Below are 23,166 nucleotides of genomic sequence, written 5' to 3'. Positions count from 1 at the left end.
GGGCGGCAGGAGCCGTCCGGCTTCGGCACTGCCGGAGCAAACATTACCCCCAACACGGCAGCCGGCGTTAGGTTTTGGTCTCTCAAGTGCAAGTAGTCAGCATCAGCAGCCTCAAGGGCGGAGTCGGCAAGACTTCCGTCACCACAGGATTGGCGTCTGCGGCGCTTGCCGCGGGCATCCCCACATTGGTGGTGGACCTCGATCCCCACGCGGATGCGACCACGGCACTGGGCGTACAGCCCGGCGACCAGCTGGACATCGGGCGAATGCTCAAGAGCCCGCGCAAGGCCAAACTCGCGGAAAACGTGGTGGGAAGCAGCTGGACGGCCCGCACGCCTTCAAACGGTTCCGGACCTGCTGTCCTGGATGTCGCCGTCGGCTCCGCATATACCGGCATCTACGACCGCCCTGACCTGGGCCGCCGCGACCTCCGCCGGCTCTCAACCGTGCTGGCCGGCGCAGATCACTACGAGCTTGTCCTGATCGACTGCCCGCCTTCCCTCAACGGCCTGACACGGATGGCCTGGTCGGCCAGCGACAAGGTGGCGCTCGTGGCAGAGCCGGGGCTGTTCTCCGTCGCCGGAACCGAACGCACCATGCGGGCCATCCAACTGTTCCGGCAGGAGTTCGCCCCGAACCTTTCACCCGCCGGCATCGTAGCCAACCGGGTGCGCACCGGCTCCTCCGAGCACACCTACCGGCTCGCTGAGATGGAATCGATGTTCGGCGAACTCCTGCTTAGCCCCCGCATCCCGGAACAGGCGAACTGGCAGCAGATCCAGGGTGCGGCGCATCCCGTGCACCACTGGCCGGGTGACTCGGCGAAATCGGCTGCCGCGCTCTTCGATACCCTGCTGGCCAACCTCCTCGCCGTCGGCAACGGGCTGCGGAGCCGCAGCCAGCGCTAGGCGCCGCAATGCGGAAGACGTGAAAAAGGCCACCTTCCTTTGGAAGGTGGCCTTTGAAGTTCTAGGGTTTAGCCGGTTTTTCGGGCAGCACGGCGCTTGCTGAGTTCGTCGTCCGGAAAGGACTGTTCGGCCGCATGCTCGCTCGGGAGGGACGCCAGGCTGCCTTCGACCTCCCGCCACACTCGGCCGACCGCAATGCCAAACACGCCCTGGCCACCCTGGACGAGATCTATGACTTCATCGGCGGACGTGCACTCATAGACACTGGCGCCGTCGCTCATCAGCGTGATCTGGGCGAGGTCTTCCACGCCCCGTTCCCGCAGGTGTTCCACCGCGGTCCGGATCTGCTGCAACGAGACCCCGGTATCGAGGAGCCGCTTAACCACCTTCAGGACAAGGATGTCCCGGAAACCGTATAGCCGCTGCGAACCGGAACCGGCAGCACCTCGAACGGCAGGTTCCACGAGGCCGGTACGTGCCCAGTAATCAAGCTGCCGATAGGTGATTCCGGCCGCCTTGCAGGCAGTGGGTCCGCGGTAACCCGCGTCTTCGTCGAGGACTGGCAGATCTTCGGTAAACAGAAGGCCCTGGGCACCGCTCGCGGGCACGGCAACACCAGCCGTCGAGGGCTGTTTCAGCTCGCCTGCTTCGCCTTTGGGACTCACCTGGATCCTCCTTGTCATAAGCTCCCGGGGGAAAACTGCGGCAGCCTGAACCGGAACGAAGTCCATGCATGTAATTTCCTGGGGTCGCACCTTACAGTGTGACTTGCGCGGCTGCCGTAAGCAATGGGAACTTGATACCTTCGACGTTAGGCCTGCAAAGACCCAAGGTCAAAGACGTGCGGCTGTTTGGCAGGGCGTGTCGAAACTTTCAGCCTCAACTTTAACCTTAACGTGATGTCAGCCGTCGAAATCTTCCGGTTCAACGTCGTCCAGGAACTCCCGGAAGCGGCGCAGTTCACGTTCTTCATCGACCGTTGGCCCGGGTTCGGTGTCTTCGCCTTCATCGTGTTCGGTGATGCGGACCCCGGCCTCATCCATCACGGAGTCGGCGCACCAGATCCGGCACTTGGCCCGCAGCGCGATGGCCAGCGCATCTGAGGCACGTGAGCTGACGGTGGTTCCGTTCTCAAACTGCAGCTGGCCGTAGAAGATGTTGTCCTCGACGGCCACGATGTTAACGCTGACTACCGAGTGGCCCAAGGATTCAACGACGTCAACGAGGAGGTCGTGCGTCATGGGGCGGGGTGGGACCACACCTTGCTGGGCCAGGGCGATAGCACTGGCCTCCGGCGTGCCGATCCAGATCGGCACGTGGCGTTCGCCGTGGATCTCGCGAAGCAGCACCAGCGGCTGGTTGGAGGGAAGTTCGATCCGAACCCCTACGATCTCGACTTCGATCATCAGATGTCCATGCGTGAGATGTGATCCTGCACCAGGGCCCGGTGCAGGGTGAGGCAGAGGTCGCTGATTTCGCGGGCCGCTTCGGCCGCTCGGGCCTGGGACGCCGAGTCCTTGCGGGATGCGAGGGGCGCCACTGCACGCTCCACGAGCCCGAATTCACGTTCGGCCGCGGCCTGGAATGGCCGCAGGTGCCGCGGTTCCAGGCCGTGGCTTTCCAGCTGCACGCAGGCGCGCGCCACCTGCAGGGCGTGCTCATCAAATTTGCCGTTGCTGTGGCTGATCAGCCCGAAGCTAAGCAGCGACTGCAGCAGCGGGACACTGGCTCCGGACTCGGTCCGAAGCTGCTCCTCGCTGAGCTTCCGTCCACGGTTCTGCAGCTCGGCTGCCAGCTCGTCCGAGACAATCCGCGGTGAAACCACGACGCCGGGCGGAAGGTTCTCCGGCCGCTCTCCCCTGTCGATCGCGTCGAGATAGTCCTTGATGACTTTGAGGGGAAGATACTGGTCCCGCTGAAGTGCCAGAACAAACCGGAGGCGTTCGACGTCGCCGTCTGAGTACTGCCGGTACCCCGCCGGGGTACGGCGCGGATTGATAAGTCCCTTCTCTTCCAGGAACCTGATTTTCGACGCAGTCATTCCAGGAAACTCCCCGCTGAGCTGGGCGAGAACTTCCCCGATGTTCAGGACCTGCGGTCCCCGGCGTTCCGGTTGTGCCATTGCCACAGGCAACTGCCCCGGGATCAGACGCGGCCTGCAGCGCGGGCAGGGCTCAGGTAGAAGGTGAGGCGGAATTTGCCGATCTGGACTTCGCTTCCGGACTTCAGTTCAACGCTGTCCACGCGGTCGTGGTTGACATACGTGCCGTTAAGGCTGCCTTTGTCCACCACTTCGAAGCTGCGCGGCGTACGACGAAACTCAACATGGCGACGGGAAACGGTGACGTCGTCCAGGAAGATGTCGGCGTCAGGGTGGCGCCCGGCGGTGGTGACGTCAGAGTCCAGCAGGAAGCGGGCACCGGCGTTGGGGCCACTGTGGGCAATCAACAGCGCCGACCCGGCGGGCAGCGCCTCGACGGAGCTGCGCTCGTCCATTGAGAGCTTGGGGGTAATGGTGGGTTCTTCGGTGACGGGCGTGAGATGGATCGAGGTGGTCTCCGAAGCCTTGCCTGTACCGTAATCCCCATCGGCAGGGTTTTGCTTGTGGCCAACCATGGCTTCCTCCTCTTCCGCTGCAGCGTCACCTGCAGTCAACATGTCCCCTCCGAGCCTGCCTCGCAGGCCCGGTTCCGGACGCCGGATCCGGCCATTGACGTGCGAAGACGTCGTGTGGCCGGACCGGATGAACCGGTTAGCTTTCAGCCTACCTGTTGTTCGTACTCCGATGCACTGAGCAGCGACTCCACAGCGTCAGCTTCAGCCAGTTTGACTTCAATGAGCCAGCCGTCACCGTAGGGATCGGAGTTGATCAGGGCAGAATCGGTGTCCAGGGAGTCGTTGCGTGCAACGACTTCCCCGCTGACCGGGGCGTAAATATCGCTCACGCTCTTGGTGGACTCGACTTCGCCCACTACCTCGTTCGCGGTGATCTTGGTACCCACCTCGGGCATCTGTGCGTAGACAACGTCTCCGAGGGCGTCCTGGGCGAAGTCGGTGATGCCCACGCGGACCACGCCATCGGCGTTGGGCGCGGACACCCATTCGTGCTCTGCGGTGTAGGACAGGTCTTCGGGAATGTTGCTCATCTGGGGCCTTTCGTCGAGTCAAACACCAATGTCAACGGGGCCTGCAAAACAAGCCGCCGCTGAAAGTATAGGCACAACTCCCAGGGCGTTCGAGGAGGATTCTGACATGATGGGGGCATGCCCGAGCTTCCCGAGGTTGCAGGCCTGGCTGACTATCTGGACGGCCATCTGCGCGGTACGGTCCTGGACCAGGTCCAGGTTGTGTCCTTCGCCGTGTTGAAGACGGCGGATCCGCCTTATACCGAGTTGTACGGCCGGGCCGTGACAGGGGTCCGCCGCTTCGGCAAATTCATCTGCATTGACACCGGCGGCTTGTCGCTGGTTTTTCATCTCGCACGGGCCGGCTGGGTCCGCTTCACGGACTCGCCGAGCAACTCTGAGCTCCGTAAGGGCAAAGGCCACATCGCTGTCCGGATGGCCTTTTCCGGTGACAATGGCCGGCACGGGATGGACCTCACCGAAGCCGGCACCAAGAAGAGCCTGGCAGTCTACGTAGTGCGCGAGCCACAGGATGTGCCGGGAATCGCCGCGCTTGGCCCGGATCCCTTCAGTGCGGAGTTCGACGCCGATACGCTGGCCGGGATCCTCCGCTCCAGTTCCCAACAGATCAAGGGGCTACTGCGTAGCCAAAGTGTCATCGCCGGAATCGGAAACGCCTACAGCGACGAGATCCTGCACGCCGCAAAAATATCGCCCTTCGCGATCTCCAAGTCCCTCGACCAGGGTCAGGTCCAGGTACTCTACGACGCCATCCACAGTGTCCTTGGCACGGCGCTAACCGAAGCCCGCGGCAAGCCGCCCAGCGAGCTGAAGGACGTCAAACGGAGCCACATGCGGGTCCACGCCCGGACGGGTGAGTCCTGCCCGGTATGCGGGGACACGGTCCGCGAAGTTTCGTTCGCGGACACCTCGCTCCAGTACTGCCCCACATGCCAGACCAATGGAAAGGTCCTGGCGGACCGGCGGACCTCAAAGTTCCTGAAATAACAGCAAACGCAAAAGCACCCCGGAGAAATTCTCCGGGGTGCTTCCGTTTTTGGTCGGGCTGACAGGATTTGAACCTGCGACCCCTTGACCCCCAGTCAAGTGCGCTACCAAGCTGCGCTACAGCCCGTTAGTTCCGCCGTTCTCCGCTGCGTTTACTCCTGATGTTAGCCAGGATTTCAACTCAGCAGTCCGGCCGAACCACCTTGAAAAGCTTACACGATGCCAGAGGGTGCCTGTGACACTTTCCGGCATCGGATCAGCTGGTGTGTCGCAATTAACGCTTCTTGCCGCGCTTTTCGCGGACGCGCATGTTGACCTCGATGGGTGTGCCTTCGAAGCCGAACGTCTCCCGCAGGCGGCGGGTGATGAAGCGGCGGTATCCGGGGTCAAGGAACCCGGTGGTGAACAGGACGAACTTCGGCGGGCGGCTGGATGCCTGGGTGCCGAACAGGATGCGGGGCTGCTTTCCGCCACGGACGGGGTGGGGGTGCGCCGCCACAAGTTCGCCGAGGAAGGCATTCAGGCGCCCGGTGGGGATGCGCTTGTCCCAGCTCTCCAAGGCAAGGTCCAAAGCAGGGACCAGGCGGTCTTTGTGCCAGCCCGTCAGCGCGGAAATGTTGACCCGGGGCGCCCAGGCCACGTGGGCCAGGTCCTGTTCAATTTCGCGCTCCAGGTACGTCCGGCGTTCGTCGTCGAGCAGGTCCCACTTGTTGAACGCCAGGACCAGCGCCCGGCCGGATTCGATGGCCAACTGCAGGATCCTGACGTCCTGTTCGCTGAGGACTTCGTCCACGGCCAGCAGGACGACGGCGACTTCCGCCTTCTCCAAGGCAGCCTGAGTACGCAGCGAAGCGTAGTAGTCGGCGCCTTGGGCCATGTGCTGGCGGCGCCGGATGCCGGCCGTGTCAACGAACCGCCAAGTACGGCCACCGAGTTCGATGAACTCATCCACGGGGTCGCGCGTTGTGCCGGCGGTGTTGTCCACCACCACACGCTCCGAGCCTGCCAGCTTGTTCAGCAGGGAAGACTTGCCCACGTTGGGGCGTCCGATCAGCGCGATGCGGCGCGGGCCGCCCGAGCGCTCCAGTCCTTCGATCGTGGAGAACTCCGGGAGGGTGTCCATGACATGGTCCAGGAGGTCGGCGACACCGCGTCCATGCAGGGCGGAGACCGGGTACGGCTCGCCAAAGCCGAGGCCCCACAGGGTGGCCGAGTCGGCCTCCTGGGCAAAGTCGTCCACCTTGTTCGCCACCATGATGACGGGTTTCTTGCTGCGGCGGAGCATCTTCATGACACCCTCATCCGTAGCAGTTGCGCCCACGGCGGAGTCAACAACGAACAGCACGGCGTCGGCAAGTTCGACGGCCATCTCAGCCTGCTCGGCCACGCGGGCGTGGATGCCGCGGGCATCGTGCTCCCAGCCGCCGGTGTCCACGAGCGTGAAGTTGCGCCCGTTCCAGTGAGCCGAGTACATCACCCGGTCCCGGGTAACGCCCGGAGTATCTTCCACCACGGCTTCGCGGCGGCCCAGGATACGGTTTACCAGGGTGGACTTGCCCACGTTCGGGCGCCCGATAATGGCCAGGACGGGGTCCAGCTTGACCGGACCGTCGAAGTCCTCGTCGTCGTACCCGCCGCTGAGCAGGGCGGCGTCGTCCTCATCAAGTTCGTAGTCTTCCAGGCCCGCACGGAGGGACGCTGCGCGCGTCTCTGCTTCTTCGTCGTCCAGGGCAGCCAGCCGCTCGGCCACCTGGTCTGTGCCGGTGGGCGTGTATTCGTCTTCGCCGGCGCCGAAGTGGCCGGAGGTTTGAGTCGTATCGCTCATTGCACTTTCCTTAGTGGTCATCTGCCGGCGTCCCGGCTACTGCTGGTTCAAGCGGTTGGTCCGCGTGGGGCAAAGGCTGCCCACTGAGTCTGATTGCATCCTGGACGTGCCCTGCCAGCGCAGCGCGGATTTCCATTCCCGCCCTGTCCATTGAAGCACGCCCGGTTTCACCGGGATTGCGGCTTAGCGTCAGGGCATCGCCGAAGCTGACATGGAACCGCCGCCCCGGCCTGGGAACAGTGTCCAGGTGTTCATCGCCGGTCCTTGTCCCCAGGATGGCCACCGGTACTACCGGCGCCCCCGAGTTCAGCGCCAGCCATGCCACGCCATTGTTGATGTCCGTTGCCTGGCCGCTCCCCCGGGTACCTTCGGGAAGAATCCCGACGCAACGGCCGGCGTCGAGCACGTCCTTGCAGAGCAACAGCGCCGCACGGTCGCCGGAACGGTCCACGGGAAGCTGGCCGGATGCCCGCAGGACCCGGCCGAGGAAACCTTTGAACATCTCTTTCTTGACCAGGATGTGCATCGGACGTGGCGACGCACCGAACATCACCGGACCGTCCAGGAAACTGATGTGGTTGCCGGCAAAGATCACTGGTCCCCCGGTAGGGACATTGTCCCGGCCGGTCACCGACGTGCGGTACACCGCATGGTCCAGGATCCAGCCAACCGGCCGGCTCCAAGCCATGGTCCAGCCGGCGGGGAGCTTCGCGCCGCCGTCAGTCACGGTTGAGGACCTTGGTGACAATCACGAGGGCGGCGTCCACGGTTTCTTCGAAGTCCAAGTCCGAGGAATCGAGCGTCACCACGCCGTCGGCGGCCTGGGTGAAATTCACCACCGTGGAATCCTTGGCGTCGCGGTGGATTACCTGGGCGGCGAGCTGCTCGGCGTTCTGGGTACCCCCAAGCTGGATGCCGCGACGGCGAAGCCTGGCTTCCTCGCTGGCGGTCAGCAACATCCGGACTTCTGCCCCGGGTGCGACGACGGTAGTAATGTCCCGACCCTCCACCACCATCCGGCGGAGGTGCTTTTCAATCAGCTCGCGCTGGCGGCGGATGAGCTCGGTCCGCGCACCCAGCGTTGTGGCCACGGAACTGACCGCCGAGGAAATGGCAGGTTCGCGGATGGCGTCGGCAACGTCGACCCCATCAACCCGCACGTAGTCCTCGTGGGGACTGGTGCTTAGCTCCAACACGAGGTCCCGGGCAGCCTGCTCCACGGCCGCGGCGTCGTTGAGGTCGACTCCGGTGTTCACGCAGAACCACGTCAGCGCCCGGTACATGGCCCCTGTGTCCAAATAGGCGAGCCGCAGCCGGCGCGCAACTTCCTTGCTCACGCTGGACTTGCCGGAACCTGACGGGCCGTCGATTGCCACGACGAGGGGCCGTCCCACGCGCAGGGCGGGCAGGGTGTCGAGGAGTTCCTGTGTCATTACTGCAGTACCCGCCATCCGCGGTCGTTGAGTGCTTCGATCAGGTGGTCGTGCTTGTTGGGCAGGACGGAGAGCTCCACCATGCCGACATTCTGGCCCGACGAATGGTCCAGCCGGAGGTCTTCCACGTTGACGCCGATCTCGCCGATCTCGGTGAGGAGAAGGGCGATCTGACCCGGCTTGTCGTCCACCAGGACGGTGAGCCAGGAGTAGGCCTGCGGCGGGCCGCCGTGTTTACCGGGAATGCGTGCTTGGCCGGCGTTGCCTTCGCTGATCAGCTGGGCGAGATCCAGCCGCGCGCCCGGTGCGCCGGGCGCCTCCAGCGTGCCAATGAGGCGGTTCAGGTCCTCGCGGACACCGTAGAGGATCTCCACCACCTTCCGGGCGTTGCCGCCCAGGATCTGCACCCACAATGTGGGATCGCTCGCGGCGATCCGGGTGACGTCACGCAGGCCGTTGCCTGCAAGCGAGAGTGCGTGCAGCGGCGTTCCCTGCAGGCGGCTGGCCAACAACGAGGACATCACCTGCGGCAGGTGCGACACGAGGGCCACAGCCTCATCATGTTCGTCTGCCGTGAATTGGGAAACCACGGCCCCCAAGTCCGAGGCCAGGGCCCGCGCCACCCGCGTGGCTTCAGCCGAGGACTCATCCGACGGACAAACCACCCAGGGCATGGACGTAAACAGTTCTCCCCGGGCCGCAACGGGCCCGGACTTTTCCCGGCCGGCCATGGGGTGGCTGCCAACATAGCGGGAAAGGTCCGCACCACGGGCGCGCAGGTCAGCCAGAATGTCAGCCTTAACGCTGGCGATGTCCACCACCACGGATTCCGGGTACTGCGCCAATGCGCCCGCGACGACGTCGGCGGTCACATCCGGTGGCGCCGCCACGACCACGAGTTCCGGTGCGGCGCCTTCAAGTTCCGCCAGCGGCAGCCCCGCCCCGATATCGACGGCGACTGCCTGGTTGGTGGGCGACGGGTCAGAAAGGTACACAGGCACGGCGCGGCCACGCAGCCCCAGCCCGATGCTGGCGCCGAGCAGCCCCGTGCCGATCACTACGACCGGTCCGTTCAGGTGTCCGCGGCCGTACGTACGAAAAGCGGACATGCGTCAGAGCCCTACGGATGCCAGCAGGTGGCCGACTTCCTGCTTGCCCAGGTTCCGGATGCTGCCCTGTCGCTGGTCGCCCAGGCCGATGGGACCCACCTTGACGCGCACAAGGCGCAGCACGGGGAAGCCCACGGCATCGAACAAGCGCCGGACAATCCGGTTCTTGCCAGAGTGCAGGACAACTTCGATCAGCACGTGGCCCGGGGTGGAGTCCACCAGCTTGAAGGAGTCAACGGAGGCGAAGCCGTCTTCGAGTTCCACGCCTTCCCGTAGCTGGGCGCCGATTCCCTGCGGGAATGGTCCACGGACCTGCACCAGGTAGGTCTTGGGAACCTCGTAGGACGGGTGCGTCAGGCGGTTGGCAAGTTCGCCGTCGTTCGTGAGCAGCAGCAGCCCTTCGGTGGCGACGTCCAGCCGGCCGACGTGGAACAGTCGTTCGCCCTGGTGGGTCTTCCGCACAAAATCGCTGATGCAGGGGCGTCCGTCGGGGTCTTCCATAGTGGACACGACGCCTTTGGGCTTGTTGAAGACCATGTAGACGAGGTTTTCGTCCAGCTGGATGCGGAGTCCGTCGACGTGGATGACAGCGGTCTTGGGGTCCACCCGGACACCCAGTTCGGTGACAACCTGGCCATCGACCTCGACGCGGCCCTCAGTGATCATCTCTTCGCAGACCCGTCGTGAGGCGACGCCGGCCTGTGCCATCACCTTTTGCAGGCGGATGCCATCGGCGTCGTGCAGTTCAGACTGCGGGACGTCGCCGCGGGGACCGCGCTTGCGCGACGGCTTGCGCACGGGGCCAAGGTTCTGTCCGAACCGTTCGCTGCCGAACGCGCGGGATGCCGCTGCCCCCGGCTTGCCCGTGCGTGGTTTGGGCTTGAGCGCGCCAGGCGTGCCGGGCGCCTTCTTGGCGCCCGGTTTGCGGGCGGCAGGCTTCCGCGATGAAGGGGCGGCCGGCTTCCAGTCGGATGCGCCGCGGGCGGGCTGGCCTGCGGCTGCCTCGTCGGGATCGACAAAGCGTTCCTCGCGGGGCTTGGGTGCCTTGTGGGGGCGGTCGCCGCCGCCGAACCCGGCATTGCGCTTTCCGGCGGCGCCGCGGAAACCGCCGCCCGCTGCGCCCTGTGATGAATTACGTCCTGAACTGTTACGTCCTGAACTGTTACGTGGTGAACCCTGGCGTCCCGCCTGTGTCATGACCCGTCCTTCGATATTTTGACCGGCACGTTGTCCAAGGACAACACTAGCCAGCCGTGCAGAATAAATCTGCCCTGATGAATACTCTTGTGCGCAGGCAGGATGCCCCGCCTACATTCTTCCGGCGTCGTAGAACTCCTCGATGCCTTCAAGCCCCGGAAGATGGGGTGAAAGCTGAGGCAACTCAGCCACGGAGCCTATTCCCATCCGCTCCAGGAAGTACGATGTGGTCCGGTACAGGACGGCGCCTGACTCCGGATCGTTTCCGGCGTCTTCGACCAGCCCGCGCTGAGTCAGTGTCCGCACGACCGAATCAACGTTTACTCCCCGAATTGCAGACACCCTCGCCCGGGAAACGGGCTGCCGGTAGGCGATGACGGCCAAAGTTTCCAGCGCCGCCTGCGTGAGCCTGGCAGTCTGGCCCTCCAGCACAAACCGGCCGACGATGTCGGCGAAGTCCGTGCGTGAGTAGATCCGCCAACCACCGGCGATGTTCCGCAATTCAAAACCCCGGGGGCTGGCGCTGAAGCCAGCATCGCTGGCAACGTCCATGTCCGGGGCTTTAACAGTATAGCCGTTATACTCACGCTGCAGTTCCGCCAGCAACTGCTCGACGACGGCGACAGTCAGGTTCAGGCCTGCGGCAAGTTCGGTGGCGGTGGCTGGCTGGTCCAGCACCATCAGCACAGCTTCGACCGCGGCTTTCGCTCCGCCCGGGAGGTTCCAGACGTCAAGGCCTTCATCTGCTGCGGACGCAGAGTCATCTTCGGTCACGGCTGCTCCTCGTATTCTTCACTCAGGTTCTCGGTGGACCAGTCCCGGCCGTCCGCCGTCCAGTGCACCGTCAGGTCGCCCAGCGGGCTCAGCTGGTCGAAGGACACCGCCTTGTCGCGGAACATTTCCAGCAGTGCCAGGAAACGCGCCACTACCACCAGCGTGGACTCGGCGTCGGCGATCAGCGCACGGAAGGTCAACGGATTCCCCAGCTGGAGGCGCAGGCCCATTATTTCTGCCTGCTCCTTCACACTAACGGCGCTGCCGTGCAGGTGGCCCAGCCCAACTTCAGTGGGCTTGGGAGCCTTGGGTTCCAGCGCGGCTTCGGCCAGCCGGGCGAACTGTTGGGGCGTGTGCTTCCAGACCAACTCGGGGAGCATGGCGGCGAAGTGCTCCTCCAGGGCAACCTGGCGCGGAAAACGCCGGGACTCCTCTTCCAGGGTCCCGCCGATCAGGCCCGCGACCTGCTTGAAAGCCTTGTACTGCAGGAGGCGGGCAAAGAGGAGGTCCTTGGCCTCGAGGAGGGCGATGTCGTCGTCGTCCTCGACTTCGCCGGCGGGCAGGAGCCGGGCGGCCTTGAGATCCAGCAATGTGGCCGCAATGACGAGGAACTCGCTGGCCTCGTCCAGAGCCCAGTCCTCCCCGAGCTTCTGCAGGTTCCGGATGTATTTGATGAACTCATCGGTGACAGTGGCAATGGCCACCTCGGTGATATCCAGCTGGTGCTTGGCGATGAGGCCCAGCAGGAGGTCGAACGGACCCGTGAAGTTGGCCAGCCGCACCTCAAAGCCGGGCTTGGACTCAGCCACCGCCTGGCTAGGGTGCGCCGCCGCGCGAAATCAGCTCTTTGGCCAAGCGGCGGTAGGCATCCGCGCCGATGTGGTTGCCGGCGTAGCTGGTGATCGGCTCGGCGGCCACGGTGGCGTCAGCGAACTTGATGGAGCGCTTGATCACGGTTTCGAACACCTTGTCTCCGAAGGCCTCCACCAAGCGGGTGATGACTTCGCGGCTGTGGAGCGTGCGGGCGTCATACATCGTGGCGAGGACGCCGTCCACCTGGAGGCGTGGATTGAGCCTGTCCTGGACTTTGTCGATGGTCTCAACCAGGAGGGCAACGGCGCGAAGGGCAAAGAACTCGCAGATCAGCGGGATGATCACGCCGTGGGCGGCAGTCAGGGCATTGACCGTCAGCAGGCCCAGCGAGGGCTGGCAATCGATGAGGACGACGTCGTAGTCGTCTTCGACCTTCTTCAGGGCCCTGTCCAGGACCTGCTCGCGGGCAACCTCGTTGACCAGCTGCACTTCCGCGGCAGAGAGGTCGATATTGGCGGGCAGCAGGTCGACGTTTTCAACGCCGGTCTGGTGGATGGCGTCGCGGATATCGACCTTGCGGTCCATCAGGACGTTGTAGACAGTGAGGTCGAGTTCGTGCGGGTTGACGCCGAGGCCGGCTGAGAGGGCACCCTGCGGATCAAAGTCAACCAACAGCACCCGGCGGCCATATTCAGCAAGGGCTGCTGCCAGGTTGATGGTGGAGGTTGTCTTGCCGACGCCGCCTTTTTGGTTGACCATGGCGATCACGCGCGCCGGACCGTGGGAGGACAGCGGGGCGGGTTCCGGAAATTCGCGGTGGGGGCGCCCGGTGGGACCCATCACGGCGTCTTCCAGATCGAGTTCCGTGCCTTCCAGAGTTGCCGAACCCTGTTCGCTGCTCACGTATCTATCCACACTTTCGATGACGGTGATTTACCTGCCGCTGGAAGTCCAGCGCCGTTCCTGCTTTTCACCAAGGCTACAGGCCCCGACACGGTATTCGAGGGAACTTGACTTTGCGTGCATTCTGAGCCTTTACCTTCTGGTAGAGGTCGAAGGTTAGGCTCCCTTGCGCGCAAAACGCCCGCACAGCCGGGGCTGTACGGGCGTCTTGGCGGTTGGTATTAGGGCTTGGCCAGCGGGACTTTCGCCCGGACGGTTACCTAGACGGTGGCCGGTACCGGCTTGGCTTCAACCGGGCGCTCCACCGGCTCGCCATGGCCAGCGATCATGGTCTCCTCGTCGAAGGGAACCTCGCCGGAGAGCACGCGGCCAACCTGCCCGTTGTCGATCTCTTTGACCCACGTGCCGATCAGGAGGGTGGCAACAGCGTTGCCCGTGAAGTTGGTCAGGGCACGGGCTTCGGACATAAAGCGGTCGATTCCGACGATCATGCCGACGCCGCCAAGAAGTTCCGGCTTGTGGGCCTGCAGTCCGGCGGCCAGCGTGGCCAGGCCTGCACCGGTGACACCGGCTGCACCCTTGGAGGCGATGATCATGAAGATCAGCAGCGACAACTGGGCGCCGAGATCCAGCGGAGTTCCCATGGCGTTGGCGACGAACAGCGACGCCATTGTCAGGTAGATGGCGGTGCCGTCCAGGTTGAAGGAGTAGCCCGTCGGGACGGTGACACCCACCACTGGCTTGGAGACACCCAGGTGCTCCATCTTGGCGATCAGGCGCGGCAGGGCTGCTTCGGAGGAAGAGGTGGAGAAGATCAGGAGGTATTCGCGGGCCAAGTACTTCATCAGCTTGAAGATGTTGACGCCGGTCACTACCTGGAGCAGGCCGCCGAGGATCACCACGATGAAGAGGGCGCAAGTGATGTAGAAGGCAGCCATGAGGGTGAACATGCTCACGATTGCCGCGAAGCCAGTGGCGCCGACAACAGCAGCGATGGCACCGAAGGCGCCCACCGGAGCAAGCCACATGATCATGATCAGGATCCGGAACACAACCACCTGGCCGTGGCCGATGGCTTTGAGGACAGGAGCGCCCTGCGCGCCCATCTTCTGGAGGGCGAAGCCTACGAGGATGGCGGCGAAGAGTGTGGGCAGGACGGGGATGTCGCCCGGAATGATACCCAGGAGGAAAGCAACCGTGCTGTCTACTTCGGCCTTCTTATTGGGGTCGTAGGCCGCCAGCTTCAAACCCTCACCCGGGTGGATCAGGTTGCCGACCACAAGGCCGATACCCAAGGCAAAGGTGGACATGAGGACGAAGTAGCCAAGGGCCAAGCCGCCCACCTTGCCGACGGTGGCAGCCTTGGCGATGGAGCCGATGCCCAGGACGATCGTGCAGAAGATGATGGGTGCGATCATCATCTTGATGAGCTTGATGAAGCCGTCGCCGAGCGGTTTCAGTGATTTGCCGACTTCGGGGAACAGCAGACCGACGAGGGCGCCCAGGATCACGGCGGCAATGACGGCAATGTAGAGGTAGTGGGATTTGTCCAGGCCCTTGCGGGCGGCCTTGGCAGGCGCTGCTGACTCTCCTCGTTGAGAAGCCATGATGTGTCTCCTTATGGATAATCTGGTAGACGCTGCGGCGCATTCTCTGGGCTCATCGCGTCGGTCCGGTGTGATATCCATCATTGGGCAGGTCGTGACTTAGCTCACCGTTGCGTTCATATTGGTCATGGGAGGTGCTTGATGATCCACCACTGGAGTATCGCCCGCAGGCTCTTTGTAGCGAACCTGGTCATTGTGCTGGCGTTCATCGGTATCGGGGGAACCGCCACGTATCTTGACGCCCGGGACCGCAGCTACGATGAGGCCGGACGCAGAATGACCGGAGTGGCCGCCGCGATCGCGGCCAACCCGCTGGTCCTTGAGGCTGCGGACACCCCGGATCCCTCGGCGTTGCTGCAGCCGTATGCCCTCGATGTCATGGCCGGATCAGGGGCAGACTTCATCACTATCATGGCGCCTGACCGGACACGCTGGACGCATCCCCGGGACGAGGAACTCGGCCGGCCCTACATTGGCTCGATCGATGCCGCGCTTCGAGGCGAAGTGTTCACCGAGGTGACGGCCGGGACGCTGGGGCCGTCGGTGCGCACCATTGCTCCGGTCAAGGACGCGGCGGGTAACGTCAAGGCACTGGTTGCCGCGGGGGTCACGGTCAGGACGGTGGACGTTGCCCTGTCCGGGCGGTTGCCCGCACTGCTGGCCTTGGGCCTGGCACTGCTGCTGGGCGGATCCGTAGCTTCCTGGCTGCTGGGCCGCTACCTGCGCCGGGTAACCCGTGGATGGGGGCCGGAGCAGCTCGCCCAGCTGTTTGCCTACTACGAGTCCGTCCTCCATTCTGTCCGCGAGGGCCTCATCCTGATCGACACCCGGGGCCGCGTGGTGATGTACAACGACCAGGCAGCCGAACTGCTGGGACTTGTCCCCCACGGTTCGGGGGATGACCCGTCCCGACCTCCTGCCCTCTCGGACCTCCCTCTCACGGAGAGCCTGAAAGATCTCTTTGAATCCGGCCGCACCGCCCACGACGAGATCCACCTGACTGGCCCCCGGATTGTGGTGGTGAATCAGGGCCCCGCCCAGGCACCGGATTCCCCCGGAACCCGCCGCCCCGCGGTGTACGGGACCGTGGCCACCATCCGGGACCGGACGGAGATCGAGTCGCTCGGAAGTGAACTCGAAACCATGAAGACGCTCTCCGACGCCCTCCGCGCGCAGACCCACGAACACGCCAACCGGCTGCACACCATGGTTTCCCTGCTGGAGCTGGGCCGAACCCGCGAGGCACTCGAGTTCGCCACCAAGGACCTGGAGCTCAGCCAGCAGCTGACCGACGAGATGGTCAGCTCCGTGGACGAGCCCGTACTGAGCGCGCTGATCATGGGAAAGGCCGCGGAAGCCAACGAACGCGGCGTGAAACTGACCCTTACCACCATGGGGTCCGCTTCGGTGGCAGGACTGGCGGTCCAGGACCTCGTCACCATTCTCGGCAACCTGCTGGACAACGCGATCGACGCCGCGGCGGACGGCAATTCCCCCAAGCGCGTGGAGCTAACTGTGGAGTCCGATGTCGAGGGCCTGGACATCACTGTCAAGGATTCAGGTCCGGGAATCGACCCGGCCGCCGTCGACAATATCTTCAAGCATGGCTTCAGCACCAAGGCGACCGGACCCTTCGGCCGCGGCGTGGGCCTGGCCCTAGTGCGGCAGGCGGTGCAGCGGCTGGACGGTACCATGACCATCACAGGCACGGATGGGGCACAGTTCCATGTCTTCCTTCCGGCCATTGCCGCCGGAACCGACAAAGAGGAGCAGTTCCAGTGAGCGATATCCGCGTCCTCGTTGTTGAGGACGAGCCGGTGGCCTCCGCGGCGCACGCGGCCTATGTGGGCAGGCTGGAGGGCTTCACCCTGGCCGGCACCGCCCCTGACGGCCAATCCGCCTTGCGGCTGCTCTCCGAGTTCGTCGCCTCGGGCGACCCTGTTGAACTCGTCCTGTTGGACATGAACCTCCCGGACCTCCATGGCCTGGACATCGCCAGGCGGATGCGTGCGGCAGGGATCCTGGCAGACATCATCGCCATTACGGCTGTCCGGGAACTCGCGATCGTACGGAGCGCCGTAGCAATCGGGGTAGTGCAATACCTGATCAAACCGTTTACGTACGCCACTTTTGCCGACAAGCTCGCCAGCTACCGGCTCTTCCGGCAGCAGCTGGCCAGCCCAGAGTCGGGCTCCAAAAAAACCGGGGCCTCACAAAGTGACGTTGACCAGGCATTCGCCAGCCTCCGGGCCCCGTCCGAGATGCCGCTGCCCAAGGGATTGTCCATTTCCACGCTTGTATCAGTACAAGAGTTTATGAAGGGACGGTCCGAAGCCGTCTCTGCCACCGAGGTGATGGAGGCACTGGGCATGTCGAGGGTTACCGCGCGGCGCTACCTGGAATACCTCGCGGACGCCGGAACGGCCTCCCGGGCACCGCGTTACGGCACTCCGGGCCGGCCCGAAAACGAATACCGTTGGAGCGGCCGCTAACAGCCAAGACCCCCGCAATGTATACATAGCGACTAATTTTTGGAAAAATTCCGCACATCTCCCCGCTTCAAAGGCTTCTGTGTATACACTGATGTCATGCAACCAGTGAAGGGTCAGAGCGTGCGCGCCAGCGACCGCGCCTATGCGGCACTCCGCGATGACATCGTTCAGTGGCGGCTACTCCCGGGCACCTTGCTCGCCGAAGTGGAGCAGTCCGAGCGCCTGGGCGTCTCCCGCACGCCCCTTCGGGAGGCGCTGGGCCGGCTCACCGCCGAAGGGCTGACGACGGCGGCAGGAGGCCGCGGCGTCGTGGTTACCGGTATTTCGCTGGAGGACATCGATGAGTTGTTCGAGCTCCGCGAAACCCTCGAAGGCAGGGCTGCCGAACTGGCAGCCGAACGCGGCAATCCGGACGATTTTGCGCAGCTCCACGGGGAACTGCTGGACGCGACGGCCCTGATCAGCGGCGAAGATCCCGCCCGCAACGACTACTACGCACTAGTGGCCCGCCTGGATGCGGCTATCGACTCCGCTGTCTCAAACACCTACCTTGCCCAGGCCATGCGGGGCCTTCGGGTCCACCTCGTCCGCGTACGAAGGCTCGCCGCCGACGACGCCGTCCGTCTCGCGGCCGCGGCTACCGAGCACGCCGCCATCGCCGAGGCCATCGCCGACCGCAATCCGCGCCTGGCCCACGCCGCCACCACAGTCCACCTGCACCGCAGCCTTTCGCATATCAAAGCCACCCACACACCCCAGTAAGAGGAGCCCTCATGGTTAAGGAACACCACGTCCGCGTCTACAAGAGCGAGGAAAACTTGGCCCGCGAGGACCAGCTGGCCCACAAGATTGCCGTGGTCGCCGCGGACCCTGTCGACGTCACTGATGACGTCACGGAGATGATCATCAACCGCGTGATCGACAACGCTTCGGTGGCCATCGCTTCGTTGAACCGTGGACCGATTGTGGCGGCCCGCGCCCAGGCCCTGACGCACGGCCCAAGCACCGGCGGGAAGGGCGCGAAGGTTTTCGGCATCGGAGAACGTGTTTCCCCCGAGTGGGCTGCGTGGGCCAACGGCGTCGCCGTCCGCGAGCTGGATTACCATGACACGTTCCTGGCCGCCGATTACTCCCACCCGGGCGACAATATTCCGCCGATCCTGGCTGTTGCCCAGCATGTGGGCTCCAGCGGGGCAGACCTGGTCCGGGCCATCGCCACCGGTTATGAGGTCCAGGTGAACCTGGTCAAGGCCATCTGCCTGCACAAGCACAAGATCGACCACGTGGCCCACCTCGGCCCGTCCGCGGCCGCCGGCATCGGCACCTTGCTGGGGCTCGACGTCGAGACCATTTTCCAGTCGGTGGGCCAGGCCCTGCACACCACCACCGCGACCCGGCAGTCCCGCAAGGGTGAGATTTCCACGTGGAAGGCACATGCTCCGGCCTTTGCGGGGAAGATGGCGGTCGAAGCGGTGGACCGGTCCATGCGCGGGCAGACTTCCCCGGTGCCCATTTATGAGGGCGAAGACGGTGTGGTCGCGTGGATGCTGGACGGTCCGGACGCCTCGTACATGGTGCCGCTCCCCACACCCGGGGAGGCTAAGCGCGCGATCCTGGACACCTACACCAAGGAACACTCCGCCGAGTACCAGGCCCAGGCGTGGATCGACCTCGCCCGCAAGCTGAACCGCGAGCACCCCGAGGCCACCGACCCGGCCAACGTGAAATCCGTGCTGATCAAAACCAGCCACCACACCCACTTCGTGATCGGCTCCGGCGCCAACGACCCCCAAAAGTACAGCCCCACCGCTTCACGGGAGACGCTGGACCACTCCATCCCGTACATCTTCACCGTGGCCCTGCAGGACGGGTTCTGGCACCACGTGGACTCCTACTCCCCCGAGCGTGCCGCCCGGCCGGACACCGTGGAGCTCTGGCACAAGGTCACCACCGAGGAAGACCCCGAATGGACCCGCCGCTACCACTCCCTGGACATCAACGAGAAGGCCTTCGGCGGGTCCGTGGAGATCACCCTCACCGACGGCACCGTCATCACCGACGAGATCGCCGTCGCCGACGCCCATCCGTTGGGCGCCCGGCCATTCGCCCGGGCACAGTACATCAACAAGTTCCGCACCCTTGCCGCCGGACTCGTGGAGGAGGCGGAGATCGAGAGGTTCCTCGCCGCCGTCGAACGCCTCCCCGAACTCACGCCCGGGGAACTGGACCAGCTGAACATCACCGCAGCCCCCGGCGTCATCAACCTCAACAACGCGCCCAAAGGACTGTTCTAGATGCTGTACTCCACCGTCACCCCCGAGCAGAAGCGCATCCGGTTCCGCGAACTGCTCGCCTCCGGCACGATCGCCCAGTTCCCGGGCGCGTTCAACCCGCTCTCGGCCCGGCTGATCGAGGAGAAGGGCTTCGCCGGGGTCTACATTTCCGGCGCGGTCCTCGCCAATGACCTCGGACTGCCCGATATCGGGCTCACCACGCTCACCGAAGTGGCCACCCGGGCCGGGCAGATCGCCCGCATGACCGACCTGCCAGCCATCGTCGACGCAGACACAGGGTTCGGTGAGCCCATGAACGTGGCCCGCACCGTCCAGGAAATCGAAAACGCCGGCCTCGCCGGACTGCACATCGAAGACCAGTTCAACCCCAAGCGCTGCGGCCACCTCGACGGGAAAAACGTGGTGGACCTGGACACCGCCACCAAACGCATCCGCGCCGCCGCCGACGCCCGCAGGGACCCCAACTTCCTGATCATGGCCCGCACCGACATCCGCGCAGTGGATGGGCTCCAGGCAGCCCAGGACCGCGCCAAGGCACTCGTGGACGCCGGAGCGGATGCCATCTTCCCCGAAGCCATGAAAGACCTCACCGAGTTCCAGGCCATCCGCGACGCCGTGGACGTGCCCATCCTGGCCAACATGACCGAATTCGGGAAGAGCGACCTCTTCACCGTGGACCAGCTCCAGGGCGTCGGCGTCAACATGGTCATCTATCCCGTGACCCTCCTCCGTAGTGCCATGGGCGCCGCGGAGCGTACGCTGGAATCGATCAGGTCCGACGGCACCCAGGAGGCCCAGGTAGAGAGCATGCTGACCCGTGCGCGGCTGTACGACCTCGTGGATTACGAGGCCTACAACCGGTTTGACACCGGAGTCTTCAATTTCAAGATTCCAGGTACCCGCTGACCCGCAACCATCCAAGGCTTCCGGCTTCGGCCGGCACACAGGCACAAGGAACGAAGGAGTTTCAGCATGGCTGAAAATGAGATCAAAAAGGGCCTCGCCGGCGTCGTGGTGGACTACACCGCGGTGTCGAAGGTCAACCCCGACACCAACTCACTGCTGTACCGGGGCTATCCGGTCCAGGAACTCGCGGCCCGCTGCAGTTTCGAGGAGGTTGCCTATCTCCTCTGGAACGGCGAGTTGCCCACCCCGGAGGAGCTAGCCGCCTTCACCGCCCGGGAACGGGCCGGACGGCCTCTTGATCCTGTGGTCAAGCAGGTTATCGACGCACTGCCCACCAACTCCCACCCGATGGATGTCTGCCGGACGGCCGCATCGGTCATGGGCGCCCGCCACGAACTGGCCGAGGATTCCTCGCGCCAAGCCAACATGGACAAGGCCATCGACCTGTTCGCCGCGATGCCCGCGGTTGTGGCCTACGACCAACGCCGCCGCCACGGCCAGGAACCCGTCGAGCCCCGCGATGACCTGGACTACTCCGCCAACTTCCTCTGGATGACCTTCGGGGAAGAGCAGGTCCCGGAGGTCGTCGATGCCTTCAACGTCTCCATGATCCTGTACGCCGAGCACTCCTTCAACGCCTCCACTTTCACCGCACGGGTCATCACCTCCACCCTCTCGGACCTGCATTCAGCGGTCACGGGCGCCATCGGCGCGCTCAAGGGCGCGCTCCACGGCGGCGCCAACGAGGCCGTGATGCACACCTTCGACGAGATCGGCATCCGGCCCGAGGAATCCCTGGAGGATGCCGCCGCCCGGGCAAAGACCTGGATGGAGGACGCTCTGGCCCAGAAGAAGAAAGTCATGGGCTTCGGCCACCGCGTCTACAAGCACGGCGACTCCCGGGTACCCACCATGAAAGCCGCCCTGGACAAAATGATCGCCCACTACGGCCGGCCCGAACTCCTGGGCCTCTACAACGGGCTGGAAACCGCGATGGACGAGGCCAAAGGCATCAAGCCAAACCTCGACTACCCCACCGGCCCCACGTACCACCTCATGGGTTTTGACACGGCCACCTTCACTCCCCTGTTCGTCGCCAGCCGCATCACCGGTTGGACCGCACACATCATGGAACAGCTGGACTCGAACTCGCTGATCCGTCCGTTGAGCGAATACAACGGAGTCGAGGAACGGCACCTGCCGTAAGTGCAACCAGGCGAGTACGACGACGGCGCGGTCACCTTCGAGGGTGACCGCGCCGGCGTCGTACTCTGCTGAATCGGTGAGCGGAACCCTACTGGGACAGCGTGAGGCTCAGGATCATCTCCTTGAGCTTCCGGTACTCCGCGGTGCCCATGTAGGCCTTGGCCTCGACCAGCGTCTGGAACACCGGTTCGCCAGCCGCTTTGGCGGCCCTGTCCGCGAAGGACAGGGTGCCTCGTGGGGCACCGTTGACCACGGAGTACATCAGGCAGCTATCCTTCAGCTGGCCGCTGGCCTCATCCACGAGCCCCACTTGGTAGCTGAAGCCGGCGCCAACGGACGTCTGGTCAAGGACCCGGTAGGAGAAGCGGACGTTGCCGCCGGCATCCCACGAAGGCATGTACTGGGCGGAGTCCAGCTCGGTGGCTATGTACTTTTCAGGACCACAGGAACCCCCGAGGCCTCCCCCTGCACCGTGGTAGAACGTGGCCACGGTCTTGCCGGCCTCGTCTGAGACTTCGATCGCAGAGGCGGGGTAATCCGGTGTCCCGGCGGGCACGTCCTTGGCCGCCCAGCCTGTGGGCAGGGCGAACGATGCCCCTGCGGCCTCGCTGGTAAAGCGCTGCGATGTGACGACGTCGGAGGCTTTGAGGGAGAGGGATGTCAGCATGCGCTTTTTGTCCGCGTAATCCTGGGACTGCATGTAGGCGTTGGCTTCTGCTACGGAAGTGAACTCCAGGGCCCTGTCGCCATCCGGAGTAAGCCTTTCGGTATCTCCGAAATAGACCGGGGGCACTCCCTCTGGGCCGCCAATGCCGTTGCTGTAGCTGCACGGAGTCCGGACAGTTTCCAGGGATCCGGACAGTGCCATGGAGCCGTATACTTTCGCCCCCTCAACGATGGTGAAGGAGAACCGTGGCTGGCCACGCTGCTGGAGATCTTTGGGCTGCTGCGGAATCTGCACAGGCTCGGAATCGAGCACGGTGAACGGCGCAGCGGCGCCGCAGGGACCTGCTGTCCGGTCATAGACCAGGTCAAGCCGGCTGATGGTCTGGTTGTCTGCGTTCCGGACCTCGAGAGTGTTGAACGGCATGCCTGCAATCATGTGCGGGGACTCCACCACCGCCCAGTCCGGACGGATGTCGAACGTGGCCTGGCCGGTTGAATCGGTGTAGGAAGTCCACGCCGGCCGGGCAGGCGGTGGTACTACGGCCGCTCCTGTTGAGGATGCCGATCCAGTAGGAGTCGGTGTTGGTTTCGGCGTGGCTGGCGTGGGATTCGCGGTGGGGGTGACGGTGGTCGCCGGCGCCGGGGCGGCCGTGAGCGGGCCAAGGTTCACGGTGACCAGGACGCCTGCCGTTACTGCTGCCGCGGCGATTGCCAGGAGCCCGGCGATCCTGGCACGCCGTTGCCTCCGTTCAGCGAGCGTGGGGATGTCCGGCGAGACGCGGTCCGTGAACCCCTCGGCGCGGGCGAACATCCCTCGCAGGGCCTCCTCGCCGTCGGGAACTGCGGGGTGGTGACGGATGGGGTCTGCCCCGGAAACCAGGTTTTTGATCGGATCCATGG

The 23,166-nt window shown here is 64.4% G+C and carries 23 protein-coding genes and 1 tRNA gene; 8 read left to right on the top strand and 16 right to left on the bottom strand.

Going from position 1 to position 23,166, the window contains the following annotated elements:
- Nucleotides 1–86: 86 nt before the first annotated feature.
- On the top strand, nucleotides 87–908 hold the full coding sequence (locus V9L18_RS13735) for a ParA family protein (protein WP_337347726.1): 822 nt from the start codon (nucleotides 87–89) through the stop codon (nucleotides 906–908).
- 68 nt (nucleotides 909–976) lie between these two features.
- Here V9L18_RS13735 and V9L18_RS13730 read toward each other — a convergent pair whose 3' ends face one another.
- From V9L18_RS13730 to gcvH, 5 genes are all read right to left on the bottom strand, one after another.
- The gene (locus V9L18_RS13730; protein ID WP_066290467.1) at nucleotides 977–1,573 is read right to left on the bottom strand and encodes a MerR family transcriptional regulator; all 597 of its coding nucleotides are present in this window, start codon (nucleotides 1,571–1,573) and stop codon (nucleotides 977–979) included.
- A 237-nt stretch (nucleotides 1,574–1,810) separates the two neighbouring features.
- A complete protein-coding gene (locus V9L18_RS13725; RefSeq protein ID WP_066285823.1) occupies nucleotides 1,811–2,314 on the bottom strand; it encodes a bifunctional nuclease family protein in 504 nt (167 codons plus the stop codon).
- Nucleotides 2,314–3,030 carry a transcriptional regulator FtsR gene (gene ftsR / locus V9L18_RS13720; RefSeq protein ID WP_337347725.1) on the bottom strand — a complete coding sequence of 239 codons (717 nt, stop codon included), beginning with the start codon at nucleotides 3,028–3,030 and terminating at the stop codon, nucleotides 2,314–2,316. The genes V9L18_RS13725 and ftsR overlap by 1 nt, the downstream gene beginning before the upstream one ends.
- A gap of 23 nt (nucleotides 3,031–3,053) precedes the next feature.
- Nucleotides 3,054–3,524, bottom strand: a complete 471-nt coding sequence (locus tag V9L18_RS13715; protein WP_337347854.1) for an FHA domain-containing protein — start codon at nucleotides 3,522–3,524, stop codon at nucleotides 3,054–3,056.
- Nucleotides 3,525–3,667: 143 nt separating this feature from the next.
- Nucleotides 3,668–4,054, bottom strand: coding sequence for a glycine cleavage system protein GcvH (gene gcvH, locus V9L18_RS13710; protein ID WP_337347724.1), 387 nt, complete (start codon nucleotides 4,052–4,054; stop codon nucleotides 3,668–3,670).
- A gap of 117 nt (nucleotides 4,055–4,171) precedes the next feature.
- Here gcvH and V9L18_RS13705 point away from each other — a divergent pair, with 117 nt between their 5' ends.
- Entirely contained in the window at nucleotides 4,172–5,041 is an 870-nt protein-coding gene (locus tag V9L18_RS13705; protein WP_337347723.1) for an Fpg/Nei family DNA glycosylase, read from the top strand.
- Between the two features lie 50 nt (nucleotides 5,042–5,091).
- Here V9L18_RS13705 and V9L18_RS13700 read toward each other — a convergent pair.
- From V9L18_RS13700 to V9L18_RS13655, 10 genes are all read right to left on the bottom strand, one after another.
- Nucleotides 5,092–5,168, bottom strand: a tRNA-Pro gene (locus tag V9L18_RS13700).
- A gap of 147 nt (nucleotides 5,169–5,315) precedes the next feature.
- Nucleotides 5,316–6,866 (bottom strand): ribosome biogenesis GTPase Der, encoded by a 1,551-nt coding sequence (gene der / locus V9L18_RS13695; RefSeq protein ID WP_337347722.1) that lies wholly within the window; start codon nucleotides 6,864–6,866, stop codon nucleotides 5,316–5,318.
- A gap of 10 nt (nucleotides 6,867–6,876) precedes the next feature.
- Entirely contained in the window at nucleotides 6,877–7,554 is a 678-nt protein-coding gene (locus tag V9L18_RS13690) for a lysophospholipid acyltransferase family protein (protein WP_337347853.1), read from the bottom strand.
- A 31-nt stretch (nucleotides 7,555–7,585) separates the two neighbouring features.
- Nucleotides 7,586–8,299, bottom strand: coding sequence for a (d)CMP kinase (cmk, locus tag V9L18_RS13685; protein ID WP_337347721.1), 714 nt, complete (start codon nucleotides 8,297–8,299; stop codon nucleotides 7,586–7,588).
- Complete coding sequence (locus V9L18_RS13680; protein ID WP_337347720.1) at nucleotides 8,299–9,408, bottom strand: prephenate dehydrogenase; 1,110 nt, start codon at nucleotides 9,406–9,408, stop codon at nucleotides 8,299–8,301. Before V9L18_RS13680 ends, cmk begins: the two co-directional genes overlap by 1 nt.
- Nucleotides 9,409–9,411: 3 nt before the next feature.
- The gene (locus V9L18_RS13675) at nucleotides 9,412–10,605 is read right to left on the bottom strand and encodes a pseudouridine synthase (RefSeq protein ID WP_337347719.1); all 1,194 of its coding nucleotides are present in this window, start codon (nucleotides 10,603–10,605) and stop codon (nucleotides 9,412–9,414) included.
- Nucleotides 10,606–10,716: 111 nt separating this feature from the next.
- Nucleotides 10,717–11,379 (bottom strand): SMC-Scp complex subunit ScpB, encoded by a 663-nt coding sequence (gene scpB / locus V9L18_RS13670; protein WP_337347718.1) that lies wholly within the window; start codon nucleotides 11,377–11,379, stop codon nucleotides 10,717–10,719.
- Nucleotides 11,376–12,188: a segregation and condensation protein A gene (locus V9L18_RS13665; RefSeq protein WP_337347717.1), complete on the bottom strand. Its 813-nt coding sequence runs from the start codon at nucleotides 12,186–12,188 to the stop codon at nucleotides 11,376–11,378. Before V9L18_RS13665 ends, scpB begins: the two co-directional genes overlap by 4 nt.
- 7 nt (nucleotides 12,189–12,195) lie before the next feature.
- On the bottom strand, nucleotides 12,196–13,095 hold the full coding sequence (locus V9L18_RS13660) for a ParA family protein (RefSeq protein WP_104140710.1): 900 nt from the start codon (nucleotides 13,093–13,095) through the stop codon (nucleotides 12,196–12,198).
- A 260-nt stretch (nucleotides 13,096–13,355) separates the two neighbouring features.
- Nucleotides 13,356–14,702, bottom strand: coding sequence for a cation:dicarboxylate symporter family transporter (locus tag V9L18_RS13655; RefSeq protein ID WP_337347716.1), 1,347 nt, complete (start codon nucleotides 14,700–14,702; stop codon nucleotides 13,356–13,358).
- 141 nt (nucleotides 14,703–14,843) lie between these two features.
- Here V9L18_RS13655 and V9L18_RS13650 point away from each other — a divergent pair, with 141 nt between their 5' ends.
- From V9L18_RS13650 to V9L18_RS13625, 6 genes are all read left to right on the top strand, one after another.
- Nucleotides 14,844–16,484 carry a sensor histidine kinase gene (locus V9L18_RS13650; RefSeq protein WP_337347715.1) on the top strand — a complete coding sequence of 547 codons (1,641 nt, stop codon included), beginning with the start codon at nucleotides 14,844–14,846 and terminating at the stop codon, nucleotides 16,482–16,484.
- Nucleotides 16,481–17,194, top strand: coding sequence for a response regulator (locus V9L18_RS13645; protein WP_337347714.1), 714 nt, complete (start codon nucleotides 16,481–16,483; stop codon nucleotides 17,192–17,194). The genes V9L18_RS13650 and V9L18_RS13645 overlap by 4 nt, the downstream gene beginning before the upstream one ends.
- 120 nt (nucleotides 17,195–17,314) lie before the next feature.
- Nucleotides 17,315–17,956: a GntR family transcriptional regulator gene (locus V9L18_RS13640; protein ID WP_337347852.1), complete on the top strand. Its 642-nt coding sequence runs from the start codon at nucleotides 17,315–17,317 to the stop codon at nucleotides 17,954–17,956.
- Between the two features lie 11 nt (nucleotides 17,957–17,967).
- Nucleotides 17,968–19,488, top strand: coding sequence for an MmgE/PrpD family protein (locus tag V9L18_RS13635; protein ID WP_337347713.1), 1,521 nt, complete (start codon nucleotides 17,968–17,970; stop codon nucleotides 19,486–19,488).
- Nucleotides 19,489–20,394, top strand: a complete 906-nt coding sequence (gene prpB / locus V9L18_RS13630) for a methylisocitrate lyase (RefSeq protein WP_337347712.1) — start codon at nucleotides 19,489–19,491, stop codon at nucleotides 20,392–20,394. It abuts the gene before it with no gap.
- 66 nt (nucleotides 20,395–20,460) lie between these two features.
- Nucleotides 20,461–21,600 carry a bifunctional 2-methylcitrate synthase/citrate synthase gene (locus tag V9L18_RS13625; RefSeq protein WP_337347711.1) on the top strand — a complete coding sequence of 380 codons (1,140 nt, stop codon included), beginning with the start codon at nucleotides 20,461–20,463 and terminating at the stop codon, nucleotides 21,598–21,600.
- Between the two features lie 88 nt (nucleotides 21,601–21,688).
- Here V9L18_RS13625 and V9L18_RS13620 read toward each other — a convergent pair whose 3' ends face one another.
- Nucleotides 21,689–23,164: a hypothetical protein gene (locus V9L18_RS13620; RefSeq protein WP_337347710.1), complete on the bottom strand. Its 1,476-nt coding sequence runs from the start codon at nucleotides 23,162–23,164 to the stop codon at nucleotides 21,689–21,691.
- Nucleotides 23,165–23,166: the final 2 nt, after the last annotated feature.

The sequence above is a fragment of the Pseudarthrobacter sp. CCNWLW217 genome (genome assembly GCF_037203985.1).
Classification (GTDB): Bacteria; Actinomycetota; Actinomycetes; order Actinomycetales; family Micrococcaceae; genus Arthrobacter.
The sequence above is the reverse complement of the archived record's forward strand: the minus strand, read 5'-3'. Positions and strand labels throughout refer to the sequence as shown.